This window comes from Serpentinicella alkaliphila (assembly GCF_018141405.1).
In the GTDB taxonomy this organism is placed as follows: Bacteria; Bacillota; Clostridia; order Peptostreptococcales; family Natronincolaceae; genus Serpentinicella; species Serpentinicella alkaliphila.
The window spans coordinates 2,228,846-2,241,674 of the sequence record NZ_CP058648.1; the positions used below are offsets into that span (position 1 = coordinate 2,228,846).

13 protein-coding genes are annotated in these 12,829 nt (G+C 32.8%); all 13 read left to right on the top strand.

What is annotated here, in order from left to right:
* The first annotated feature begins 4 nt into the window (after positions 1–4).
* The 13 genes from topA (at position 5) to HZR23_RS11460 (ending at position 12,801) form a co-directional block, all read left to right on the top strand.
* On the top strand, positions 5–2,083 hold the full coding sequence (gene topA / locus HZR23_RS11400; RefSeq protein ID WP_132847586.1) for a type I DNA topoisomerase: 2,079 nt from the start codon (positions 5–7) through the stop codon (positions 2,081–2,083).
* Positions 2,084–2,115: 32 nt separating this feature from the next.
* On the top strand, positions 2,116–2,649 hold the full coding sequence (gene hslV / locus HZR23_RS11405; protein WP_132847587.1) for an ATP-dependent protease subunit HslV: 534 nt from the start codon (positions 2,116–2,118) through the stop codon (positions 2,647–2,649).
* Positions 2,650–2,678: 29 nt separating this feature from the next.
* The gene (gene hslU / locus HZR23_RS11410; RefSeq protein WP_132847588.1) at positions 2,679–4,067 is read left to right on the top strand and encodes an ATP-dependent protease ATPase subunit HslU; all 1,389 of its coding nucleotides are present in this window, start codon (positions 2,679–2,681) and stop codon (positions 4,065–4,067) included.
* A gap of 17 nt (positions 4,068–4,084) precedes the next feature.
* Positions 4,085–4,864 (top strand): GTP-sensing pleiotropic transcriptional regulator CodY, encoded by a 780-nt coding sequence (gene codY, locus HZR23_RS11415; RefSeq protein WP_279229878.1) that lies wholly within the window; start codon positions 4,085–4,087, stop codon positions 4,862–4,864.
* A 421-nt stretch (positions 4,865–5,285) separates the two neighbouring features.
* A complete protein-coding gene (gene flgB, locus HZR23_RS11420) occupies positions 5,286–5,678 on the top strand; it encodes a flagellar basal body rod protein FlgB (protein ID WP_132847657.1) in 393 nt (130 codons plus the stop codon).
* A gap of 2 nt (positions 5,679–5,680) precedes the next feature.
* Complete coding sequence (gene flgC, locus HZR23_RS11425; RefSeq protein WP_132847589.1) at positions 5,681–6,124, top strand: flagellar basal body rod protein FlgC; 444 nt, start codon at positions 5,681–5,683, stop codon at positions 6,122–6,124.
* Positions 6,125–6,131: 7 nt separating this feature from the next.
* Complete coding sequence (gene fliE, locus HZR23_RS11430; protein WP_132847590.1) at positions 6,132–6,431, top strand: flagellar hook-basal body complex protein FliE; 300 nt, start codon at positions 6,132–6,134, stop codon at positions 6,429–6,431.
* Positions 6,432–6,469: 38 nt separating this feature from the next.
* Entirely contained in the window at positions 6,470–8,017 is a 1,548-nt protein-coding gene (gene fliF / locus HZR23_RS11435) for a flagellar basal-body MS-ring/collar protein FliF (RefSeq protein WP_132847591.1), read from the top strand.
* Between the two features lie 11 nt (positions 8,018–8,028).
* Positions 8,029–9,039 (top strand): flagellar motor switch protein FliG, encoded by a 1,011-nt coding sequence (fliG, locus tag HZR23_RS11440; RefSeq protein ID WP_132847592.1) that lies wholly within the window; start codon positions 8,029–8,031, stop codon positions 9,037–9,039.
* Entirely contained in the window at positions 9,032–9,784 is a 753-nt protein-coding gene (locus HZR23_RS11445) for a FliH/SctL family protein (RefSeq protein WP_165913611.1), read from the top strand. The genes fliG and HZR23_RS11445 overlap by 8 nt, the downstream gene beginning before the upstream one ends.
* A 4-nt stretch (positions 9,785–9,788) precedes the next feature.
* Entirely contained in the window at positions 9,789–11,102 is a 1,314-nt protein-coding gene (gene fliI, locus HZR23_RS11450) for a flagellar protein export ATPase FliI (protein WP_132847594.1), read from the top strand.
* A gap of 13 nt (positions 11,103–11,115) precedes the next feature.
* Entirely contained in the window at positions 11,116–11,559 is a 444-nt protein-coding gene (gene fliJ, locus HZR23_RS11455) for a flagellar export protein FliJ (RefSeq protein ID WP_165913612.1), read from the top strand.
* Between the two features lie 9 nt (positions 11,560–11,568).
* Positions 11,569–12,801, top strand: coding sequence for a hypothetical protein (locus HZR23_RS11460; protein ID WP_132847596.1), 1,233 nt, complete (start codon positions 11,569–11,571; stop codon positions 12,799–12,801).
* The last annotated feature ends 28 nt before the right edge of the window (positions 12,802–12,829 follow it).

A 12,829-nucleotide genomic window follows, 5' to 3' on the forward strand; every position in this document is an offset into this window, starting at 1 on the left:
CGTAATGGCAAAGTCTCTAGTAATTGTAGAGTCACCTGCTAAAGCTAAAACAATTAAAAAATTTCTTGGTCCAAATTATACTGTTAAGGCATCAATCGGACATATTATTGATTTGCCTAAGAGTAAGCTTGGTGTTGATATAGATAATAACTTTGACCCTCAATATATTACCATTAGAGGAAAAGGAGAAGTTCTTAAGGAAATAAAGGCAGAAGCTAAAAAAGCTAAAAAAGTTTATCTTGCAACGGACCCTGATCGTGAAGGTGAGGCTATTTCATGGCATTTATCAAATGCGTTAAATATTAATAGTGAAGAACCATGCCGTATCGAGTTTAATGAAATAACTAAAAACGCAATAAAGCATGCAATAAAGCACCCTAGAAAAATCAATATGCATTTAGTTGATGCTCAACAGGCAAGACGTGTACTTGACCGTTTAGTGGGATATAAAATCAGCCCACTACTTTGGAGAAAAATGAGAAAAGGGCTTAGTGCTGGTAGAGTTCAATCTGTTGCAACTAAGCTAATAAAAGAAAGAGAAGAAGAGATAAAAGCATTTATCCCTGAAGAGTATTGGAGTATTCTAGCTAAATTAAAAACTAATAATGGTGAAAAATTTGAAGGAAAATTTAATCGTGGTCCTGATGGAAGCAAAGATCTTAGTAATGAAACTGAAGTTAACTCAATTTTAAGCCTTCTTAAGAAAAAGGAGTTAACTATTACGGATATTAAAGAAACAGAAAAAAAACGTAGTGCAAATAATCCATTTACTACTAGTACATTGCAACAAGAGGCATCAAATAAACTTGGTTTTTCAACGAAAAAAACCATGTCTGTTGCTCAACAACTATATGAGGGTGTGGATATAGCAAAGGAAGGCACAGTTGGTTTAATTACATATATAAGAACCGATTCTATTAGATTGTCTGATGAGGCAATAAAAAGCATAAGCCAATATATCGAATCTACCTACGGGAAAGAGTACTTAACAAAAACAAAAAAAACTGAGAAAAAAGAGAAGGGTGTACAAGATGCTCATGAGGCCATAAGACCTACAGAGGTTCTTAGAGAGCCAGATAAAGTTAAGGATTCCTTAACTAAAGATCAATATAAGCTATACAAATTAATCTGGGAAAGAACTGTAGCTAGTCAAATGGCATCAGCAATTTATGATACTGTTTCCATAGAATTACAAGAAAATGATGTTATATTTAAAGCAAGTGGCTCTAGGCTAAAGTTTAAAGGATTTCTTGAGGTTTACACCTTTGGTAGTGTATCAGAGGATATACTATTACCTAAGCTCAATAAAGGAGATGTGATAAAAATAACATCAATCGAGCCTAATCAACACTTTACACAACCACCAGCTAGGTATACAGAAGCATCTTTAGTTAGAACAATGGAAGAATTAGGTATTGGTAGACCTAGTACTTATTCTCCTACAATATCTACTATTTTATCGCGAGGGTATGTTGAGAAGGACGGTAAAAGCTTAAGGCCTACGGAACTAGGAATAATAGTTACGGAAATTTTGGATGAATTTTTTCCTGAAGTAATAGATGTAAATTTTACAGCAGATTTTGAAAAATATCTAGACAGTGTTGAAGATGGCCAGGGTAATTGGAAGAGCCTAATAAAACACTTTTATAAGGATTTTGAAGTAATGCTTCAAAAAGCAGAGGAAAATATGGAAGTAATTGATTTAGTTGAAGAGTCTGATGAGGACTGTAATAAATGCAATGCAAAAATGTTAATAAAGCATGGGCGTTACGGTAAATTTCTTGCGTGCTCTAATTATCCAGAGTGTACAAATACTAAACCTATTTTAAATAAGATTGGAGTAACCTGTCCTATTTGTCAAGAGGGTGAGGTAGTGGAGAGAAGATCTAAGAAAGGTAGATTGTTTTACGGTTGTAGTTTGTTTCCTCAATGCCGATTTGTGTCATGGGGTAAGCCTATAAACGAAAAATGCCCGCAATGTAATAATGTGTTAATTCATAAGGTTAATAAGAAAAGTGAAAAAATTATGTGTAGCAGTAAAGAGTGTAAATACGAAAGAGAAGTTGTTGGGAGCGAGAGTTAGTAAAATAATTACTGATCTGGGCGGTGAAATATATGTTTGAAGGCACTACGATAGTGGCTGTTAAAAAGGAAAATGGGGATTATGCTATGGCTGGAGACGGTCAGGTTACACTGAGTGAAAGGGTAGTTATAAAACATAAGGCGAGGAAAGTAAGACGTATTTATAACGACGAGGTTATTATTGGTTTTGCAGGCTCTGTTTCCGATGCAATAACATTAGCTGAAAAATTTGAAAGCTATCTAGAGAAACATAGTGGAAATATTAAACGTGCGGCCGTTGAAGTAGCTCAAAGTTGGAGACGAGATAAGGTATTAACTAAGCTGGAAGCAATGTTAATAGCTTTAAATAAAGACACCCTACTTATTATAAGTGGTACCGGAGAAGTAATTGAGCCGGATGACAGCGTAATTGCCATTGGTTCTGGTGGATCCTATGCACTAGCTGCTGCTAAAGCCTTGGTTGAAAATACTGATTTAAAGGCAAAGGAAATTGTACTTAAATCTATGGAAATAGCAGCAAATATTTGTGTCTATACAAATAATGAAATAACTGTTGAATCAGTATAAGTTAATCTTATATTAGAGAGGTGTAATTTATGAGAAACTTAACGCCCCAGGAAATTGTACTAGAGTTAGATAGATATATTGTAGGCCAACAGGAGGCTAAAAAAGTAGTTGCTATTGCACTGAGGAATAGGCAGAGGAGAAAGAGGATACCTTTAGAGTTTCAAGAGGAAGTAAAGCCTAAAAATATAATAATGATTGGACCTACAGGTGTAGGTAAAACTGAAATTGCTAGAAGATTAGCTAAATTAATAGAGGCACCTTTCGTTAAGGTCGAAGCAACTAAGTATACAGAGGTTGGATACGTAGGCAGAGATGTTGAATCTATGATACGAGATTTAATAGAGGCATCTATAAGACTGACCAAGGAGATTCATATAGAAAAGTATAAGGAGCATGCTAAAACCTTAGCTAATGAAAGGTTGATTGATTTAATTGATCCTAAACCTAGAAAGCATTCAACTTTTAATAATCCACTAGATATGCTGTTTAAATCTCATGCTGACAATGAGCAGGAAGATAGTTTAGAGGAGCAGCCTGATAAAAAGTTGAAAAGAGAGCATATAAAAAGACAATTAGAAGCAGGATTGCTAGAAGAACAAGTAGTTGAGATTGAAGTAGAGGATAGGTCCCCAACGACCCTAGGACTTTTTTCAGGCATGCCAGATGAAATGAATTTAAACCTTCAAGATATATTTGGTACTATGATGCCTCAAAAAACTAAAAAAAGAAAAGTATCCATTTCTGATGCCAGAAAAATTCTTATAGAAGAAGAGGCTCAGAAGCTAATGGATATGGATGAGGTTATAAAACAGGCCATTTATAATGCTGAGCAAAATGGAATAATATTTATTGATGAAATTGATAAGATAGCTGGTAGACAAGGGGGTTCAGGACCTGACGTTTCGAGAGAGGGAGTTCAAAGAGACATACTTCCAATTATCGAAGGTTCAACTGTAATGACTAAATATGGTCCAGTGAAGACTGATCATATACTATTCATTGCTGCCGGCGCTTTCCATATTGCAAAGGTATCTGATCTTATTCCAGAACTACAGGGCAGATTCCCTGTTAGAGTAAATCTTAAAAGCTTAACAGAAGAGGATTTTAAGAAAATATTAACGCAACCTCAAAACGCTCTATTAACTCAGTATAAATTATTGCTTGAGACAGAAGGTATAAGATTAAACTTTACAGAGGAAGCTATAGAAGAGATTGCTAAAATTTCATATATTGCAAATGAGCGAGAAGATGATATAGGGGCAAGAAGATTACATACAATTGTTGAAATGCTATTAGAGGATATTTCTTTTAATGCCTCTGAATTAGATAGTGAAGAAGTTGAAATAAATAAAAACTACGTTCAGGAAATGTTAAATCACAAAGTTAAAAAGATAAGTGAAGACAAGTATATTATATAAACTAAGGAGGAGTATTTGTGGCGATAAGTTTGTTAGAAAAAACTAGAAGAATAAATAAAATTTTGCAACATGCGCCAGATCATGTAATTTCTTTTAACGAGCTATGTAGGATTTTAAGTAGAATACTAGATGCTAATGTATATGTTTCAAGCTCTAAAGGAAAGGTGCTAGGTGTAAGTCTTACTGATACGACAGAAGTACCTATAATAAATGATGAAAATACTGGAGAGAAAAAGTTTCCAGATGAATATAACGAACAATTACTTTTAATTACAGAAACAAAGTATAATATTACCCAGGATGAACTTTTAAAAATATTTAAATACGAAATTCAAAGTTATCATAAACTAGTGACTATAGTACCGATTTATGGAAGTGCTAAACGTCTAGGTACTTTAGTTCTTGCTAGGCATGATAGCGAATTTACGGATGAAGATTTAGTAATGGCAGAGTATAGTGCGACGGTAGTTGGATTAGAAATTTTAAGATCTCAAACTGAGGAAATTGAGCAGGAGGCAAGAAAAAAGGCAGTTGTACAAATGGCTATAGGTACATTGTCATATTCAGAGCTAGAGGCAGTAGAGCACATTTTTAATGAGTTAGAAGGTGAAGAAGGTTTGTTAGTTGCTAGTAAAATCGCGGATAGGGTAGGTATTACTAGATCAGTTATAGTAAATGCTTTAAGAAAATTTGAAAGTGCTGGTATAATTGAATCAAGATCACTGGGCATGAAGGGAACTCATATAAGAATTCTGAATAAGTATTTATTAGATGAATTAAGAAAATTAAAAAGATAATATATTAGTTTTAATAGGAGACAAATTGATGTTGATTTGTCTCCTGTTATTTTATATCATTATATTACAAAATAAAACATTTATTGACACTATATTGCTCAAGTATATATAATGCATGTAAGCTTGCTTGAGGCGAGTATGCACTCGTTTCTTGTGATTATTTATACATATACACTGTCCGTTTATAAACATAAGATAGCATAATAGTGGTGCTGAAGTCCTAAAATGCCAAAATAATACAATAAAAAAAAGGATTCTATAAAATTTATGTCGAAAATACAAAATTAACAACTTTTACTATTAGAAATGTTGTATAATTATGAAGGAAACCCACGATTAATGTCGAAAATTATAATTAATATTTCTATACATAAACTGAAATTTTATTTAAGGGGGAGAAGTAAAATTGGTTTTAAATAATATGTTTAAGGACGTTGACATATTGACTAAGGGATTAAATGCCTCATGGAAAAGAAATGAGGTCATTTCAAATAATATAGCGAATGTTAATACTCCAAATTATAAGAAGATGGAAGTTAAATTTGAAGAATTATTAAAGAATCAGCTAAATAATAAAGTGCTAAAAGGTGCTAATACAAATGAAAGGCATATACCTATTGGAAACAACAGGGATTTAAATTATAAGGTGAGTACAAATAAGGATTATAGTACCCGTAGGGATGGAAACAACGTAGACATAGATATTGAGATGGCAGATATGGCTAAAAACGACATTTACTATAGAACTTTATCGACTCAACTAAATAACAAGGTGCAAAGAATTAAATTAGTTATTAGCGAAGGGAAGAGATAATAATGGGTATTTTTAATGCAATAAATATTAGTGCCACAGGATTAAGCGCTGAAAGGCTACGAATGGATGTAATATCAAAAAATATTGCTAATGCAAATACTACAAGAACTGCAAATGGTGGCCCTTATAGAAGGCAAGTAGTTACCTTTGCTACTTCTGATAATAAAACTCCCTTTTCAAAATTTCTAAACGATGCGACTAAAAAGAATGTAAAGCTTAAGGGCGTTGAAGTTACAGGGATTATAGATGATAAAACACCATTAAAACAAGTTTACGATCCAGGCCATCCAGACGCGAATGAAGAGGGTTACGTTTTAATGCCAAATGTTGACACTATTACAGAAATGACTAATATGATTACAGCTACTAGAGCATATGAGGCAAATGTAACAGCTATGAACACAATTAAAAGTATGGCCATGAAAGCCTTAGAAATTGGAAGGTAGTGTGTAGATGATAAATAAAATTAATCCAAGTATTAATATAAATAATAAGGAACATAGCGTTTTAAAGAATACTGAGGAAAAACAAAGCAATTCCTTTTCAAGTATACTTACAAACGCTATTAATACTGTAAATGGGCTAGAACAAGAAGCAGATAATTTATCAATCAAAATGGCTGCAGGGCAATTAGATAATATACATGAAGCTATGGTTGTTACTCAAAAAGCAGAAATTTCAATGAGATATTTAATTGAAGTTAGAAATAAAGTTCTAGATGCTTATAGAGAAATTATGAGAATGCAAATATAAGTACTTAGCCAATTATAATTTTGAAAAGAGGTGGATGAATGCCTGAGGCTCTAGAACAAATAAGAAATCAATTAAACGAATATTTTCAGAGTTTAGATAAAAAACAAAAAACTAAAATCTTTTTATCAACTCTTTTCATATTAATTTCTTTAACTGCAATTATTTTATATTTTTCTAGACCACAATATGTGGTTCTTCATAACGATTTAAGTGCTAAAGAGGCTGGAGAAGTTTTAAATATATTAGAAAGTAATGGCATTAAAGCCAAATTAGATACTAGTAGTGTTGTAAAAGTACCTAGAAAAGATTTAGAAAAATCACAAGTAGCTTTGGCTACCCAAGGGATACCAAGTGATAATATATCAGAGGATTTATTTGTAGGAAGTTCTTTCATGCAAACAAGTGAGGATAGAGCTAGGGATTCTAGAATCAAGAAGCAAAATTATTTAAGAATGACGATTGAACAAATACCAGGTATAGAGAGAGCAGTAGTAAACTTATCTATACCTGAAAGAACAGGCTTTGTTTTATCAAACGATGTAGATATAGCTAAAGCTTCGGTTTATTTAGCTCTAAGTAAAAACAATTTAGATAACCCTAGTGTTGAGGGTATTGTAGGACTAGTTGCAAATGCTGTTCCTGGATTGTCTCCTGAAAATGTTACAGTTCACGGTACGGACGGAAGAATCTTAAATTCTAAGAAATCAGATGACGGCGATTTCTCTAATGCTACTGAACAACTTTCTTTACAACAAGTAGTTAAAAATGATTTAGAGAAAAGTATTACAGATTTTCTATCTGTTGTTTATGGTTATGGAAATGTAGCAGTTATGGCCAATGTTAAGCTTGATTTTAACAGTGAAGTAATGGAAGTTAGAGAATTCTCACCTCCGATAGAAGGGGAGAATGAGGGGATCATTAGAAGCATGCAATCTTTAGAGTCGATGGCTCGAAATGGTGGTGCCGACGGGATTCCGGGTACAGATACAAATACTGAGGACCCTACTCAATATGCTGAAATTGATGCTAATACTTCAACATATACAGAAGCAAGTAAAACAATTAACTATGAAATAAATGAAGTATATAAAAAAATTGTTAAGGCAAAAGGCCAAATTCAAGATATAACAGTGGCTGTGTTTGTTAATACGTCTAACTTACCAGACGGAAGTTTAAGTGATGAGGAAAGACGTGAATTAACTAATATGGTTTCTGCTGCAGCGGGATTAGATACAAGGGTAGTACAAGTAGCAGCTAGAGAGTTTAATATAGATATAAAAGATAATTGGCAATCAATCTTTGATGATGCTACATTAGGTACAAAACCGATTGTTCCATTATGGGCTATACCATTACTAGCATTCTTAATCTTAGGACTAGGATATTTTGGTTATAGAACAATCACTAAAAAGAAAAATAAAGAGGAATTAGAACCTATATTCGATACTCAAGTACAAAAACCAGTATTTGAAGAAATTGATTTGGAGTTATCAGGTTCTCAAGTTAAGCAACAAGTAGAACGATTAGTCAGTAAAAAACCTGATGCAGTTGCTCAACTATTGAAAAATTGGCTTAGTGAAGATTAGAGGTGTATTTTATGAGTAAAAAAGGGGCATTGACTGGACGAGAAAAGGCAGCAATCTTATTAATTAGCTTAGGTCCAGAGTATTCTGCGCAAATATTTAAACATCTAAATGACGATGAGATTGAAGAACTTACGTTAGAAATAGCTAATATGAGAAAGGTTTCTCCAGATGAAAAAGAAAGAATTCTTGATGAGTTTTACCAAATATGCGTAGCTCAAGAGTATATTTCTGAAGGTGGTATAAATTATGCTAAAGATGTTCTTGAAAAAGCTTTAGGTTCTCATAAAGCTCTAGAAATAATAAATAAGCTAACTGCATCTTTACAAGTTAAACCCTTTGATTTCGCCAGAAAGGCTGATCCAGGGCAATTATTAAACTTTATACAAAATGAGCATCCACAAACAATTGCATTAATTCTAGCCTATTTACCTTTTAATCAATCAGCTCAGATTCTATCTTCATTGCCACAAGCAAAGCAATCTGATGTTGCGAGAAGGATTGCTACTATGGACAGGACTTCTCCTGAAATTATTAAAGAGGTCGAATCTGTTCTAGAAAGAAAACTATCATCACTTGTAAGCCAAGACTATACAAGTGCAGGCGGAATTCAATCTATTGTTGATATTCTTAACTCAGTTGATAGGGGTACAGAGAAGAATATTATGGATACCTTGGAATTACAGGATGCAGAGCTTGCTGAAGAAATACGTAAGAGAATGTTTGTATTTGAAGATATTATTAATCTTGATAGCACATCAATTCAAAGGTTCATTAAAGAAATTGATAATAGCGATTTAACAGTCGCATTAAAAGGTGCAACAGAAGAAGTTGCAAGTGTTATTTATGCTAATATGTCTAAACGTATGGGCGAAATGATAAAAGAGGATATGGAATTTATGGGTCCTGTTAGATTGAGAGATGTAGAAGAAGCGCAACAAAAAATTGTTAACGTCATAAGAAAGCTTGAAGAAGCAGGGGAAATAATTATTGCCCGTGGTGGAGGAGATGAAATCATTGCATAAGGTATACAAGTCAGCTAATGTTACTCTCGGACAAAAGAAATCCCTTGAATATACTCAAGTATATACAGAGAGTGTTCCTCAACAGGTTGATAATGAGATAACAGAAAAGAGACAATTGGATGTTGAGTTAGAAATTCAAAATCGAATTAACGAAGCTGAGCTTGAATGTGAAAGAATGATAGAACAAGCTCAGATTGAAGTGAACCAAATACTGGCTGAAGCTTATGATGATAGCAAAGCCATCATGGAGAAGGCTAAGGAAGATGGATACCAGGATGGCTTTGAGCAAGGAAAAAAAGAAGGATTTAATCTATATAATGCTTTAATTGATGAGGTAAATCAACTGAAGCAGGAAGTATATAAGTATAAAAAAGAAACAGCGAAACAACTGGAAAAAGATATAGTTAAATTAATAATCGATAGTATTAGTAAAATTATTAATCACGAGCTAAATGAAAATAATGAATTGATTTTAAATGTGATTAAAGTTGCTATAGATAAATGTACCTTTACAGAAAGTCTAATCATCAGGGTTAGTGAGGATGACTATGAAACAGTTAATTCATCCATAAATAGAATATATATGATGACTGAGGGAATTGACCAAGTAGAAATAAAATGTGATAAATTTTTAAAGTCTGGAAGTGTAGTAATTGACACTGTATCTGGAAAGATAGATGCAAGTATAGAGACCCAAATAAAGCAAATTGAAAATGCCTTTAATGAATTGTTAAGAAGTGAGTGATTATATGCAAAGCATTTCCTTAGATAAGTATTACAAATCTTTAAATTCACTTAATTTAGTGAAATATACCGGGAGTGTATCACAGGTTATAGGTCTAACAATAGAGTCAATAGGGCCAGCGGTTAAGGTTGGAGAGGTATGCAAAATATTTCCGCTCAAGGGAAATGAGCCAATTTTGGCAGAGGTTGTTGGCTTTAAAGAGAAAAAGGTTTTACTTATGCCCCTAGGTGAAATGGAAGGGATTGGTCCAGGAAGTAAAGTAGAAGCTATGGATACTTCTTTGCAAGTTAAAGTAGGGCCAGAATTACTAGGTAGAGTTTTAGATGGACTAGGAAATCCTTTGGATGGTTTAAGTCAAATAGAAGATACAACCACTTATCCAGTAATGGGTAAGCCCCCTAATCCATTAGTAAGGGCTAGAATAACTGAACCTTTATCATTAGGTGTTAGAGCTATAGACGGAATGCTCACCTGTGGTAATGGACAGAGAATCGGTATTTTTGCAGGTAGTGGGGTTGGAAAAAGTACTTTGTTAGGAATGATAGCAAGAAATACCAATGCAGAAGTAAATGTTATTGCACTAATTGGTGAGAGGGGAAGAGAGGTTAAGGAGTTTATTGAAAACGACTTAAAGGAAGAGGGATTGAGAAAATCAGTAGTAATAGTTGCTACCTCAGACCAGCCACCTCTAATAAGAATGAAAGGTGCACTTCTGGCTACTTCAATAGCAGAATTTTTCAGAGATCAAGGTAAAAATGTAATGCTAATGATGGACTCAGTAACTAGGTTTTCTATGGCTCAAAGGGAAGTTGGACTAGCTATAGGGGAGCCCCCTGTTACAAAAGGTTATACACCTTCGGTTTTTGCTATATTACCTAAGCTTCTTGAACGCTCGGGAACTGCTGAAAAAGGAGCTATTACAGGTTTATATACAGTATTAGTCGATGGCGATGATATGAACGAACCAATTGCTGATGCTGTTAGGGGGATACTAGATGGCCATATAGTTTTATCTAGAAAGATGGCAAATAGGAACCATTATCCTGCTATTGACGTATTAGCAAGTGTTAGCAGGGTAATGTCGAATATTGTACCTGGTGAGCATAGGGAAATCTCTAACTCTATTAAAGAGGTAATTTCAGTTTATAGAGAGGCAGAGGATTTAATAAATATCGGAGCTTATTCAAAGGGTTCCAATAAAAAAATAGATTATGCTATTACAAATATAGAAAAAATAAATAGTTTTCTACAGCAAGGTACTCATGAAAAAACTAATTTTTTAGAAACTCAAGAACTAATGAAAAAAATCTTAAGTTAAAGAAGGTATGCTAATGTCAAAAAACTATTCATTTCGTTTTGAAAGCATTCTTAATTTAAAAGACAAAGTGGAAGAAAGTAAAAAAAATGAATTTGGTTTAGCTGTAAGAAAGCTAGATTTGGAGAAAAATAACTTAAATCTACTAAAAGATCAACGGCAAGAAATGATAGAAAGCTTCAATATTAAATCTAAAAACATTACTACTGTACAGGAGTATAGAAATTTATCTAACAATTTACAAATTTTAGATAAAAACATTAACAGACAAAAATCTATAATTATGAGACATGAGAGCGAAGTAGATAAGTGCAAGGTAGCTCTAATTAATGCTAAAAGAGAGACAAAAATATTTCAAAAGATAAAAGAAAATGATTTAATAGACTTTAAATATATGGAGTCTAAGCATGAGGAAATGCTAATTGATCATTTTGTTTCATTCAAAAGTAGTAAAAAATAGGAGGGTAAAATGGCAAAAGACCTTCAGGAATCAACTAAAAGTGGAAATTCAAATAAATTTATAATAGCAATAATTTCATTTTTTATGCTACCAATTATTACGGTCTCAATTTTATATTTTACAAATGAAAGCTTTAAATATACTGCTAATGATTTCTTAGGTTTTTTACCTGGTAGAATAGGTGGCTATTTTGAGAATCAGCCAACAAAAGAAGAAAAAGAAGAATTAAAAAATCAGATAGCTAAACATTACATTTCTCTTAATGAAGATAGAATAGTTGATAAACTACTTCTAATAAAGGGTGAGGATGTTAAGCTATATAATGACTTGTTAGTTCATCTAAATAAACTAAACCCGAAGAAAATGAATGAAGTAAAGGACGAATTAAGGAAGCGAGAAATTAAAGGTGATATTCTTTATCAAATTATTGAAGAAATAGATTTAGAGCGTACTGCAAAGATAGATTCACTAGTTAAGTATTATTCTTCATTAAGTCTAATGGAAGCACTAACTGAAATAAATAGCTCTTTTGAAAAAAATGAAATTAGTTCAGAGGAATTAGCATCGGTATTTGAACGTTTACCTATTGATACTGGCTCTAGACTATTAACCTTAATGGATACTAGTTTATCAGATAGAATTAGATATCTATTACCATCTTCCTATAGAAGAACTATAGATAAACAAATAAATGATAATTACTTAAGGGAAAAAGAGTTTATAAGGCTAGCTAAAATCTACGAAGAAAAAGCTGTGGATGAGATAATTAAAGATATAGGAAATGCAGAGAAGTATAAAATTAGGGATCTTGCAATTATCTATAGCAATATGACTTATAAAAAAAGTGGAGAAATTTTATCTACAGTTAAGGATCAGGAGTTTTTATTTAATTTGTATAACGAGATTGACCGCTATGATGAGCTTAACAACCTTAATGAAAACCGCTCTATAGGATTAGCTAAGTCTGTACAAACGATTAAAGACTATAATGCCAAAGTTTTAGAGTTAGCAGAGGTTTATCAAAAAATGCCAAGACAGGATTTAGCTAAGATTGTTGAACAAATGATTAGAAGTAACGATGTTGTAATTTTACAGGAAGTAGGAAACGAAAGGATTATATTTACACAACAACAATTAATTGTTGATGTACTTAATCAGTTTAGATCAAATATAATAACGGAAATTATGGGACATCTAGACACTAGAAGAACTACAGAACTATCTAAAAAGTTAGTTGAATAGTACATTTAATTAGGAAGGGGGTGAAAAA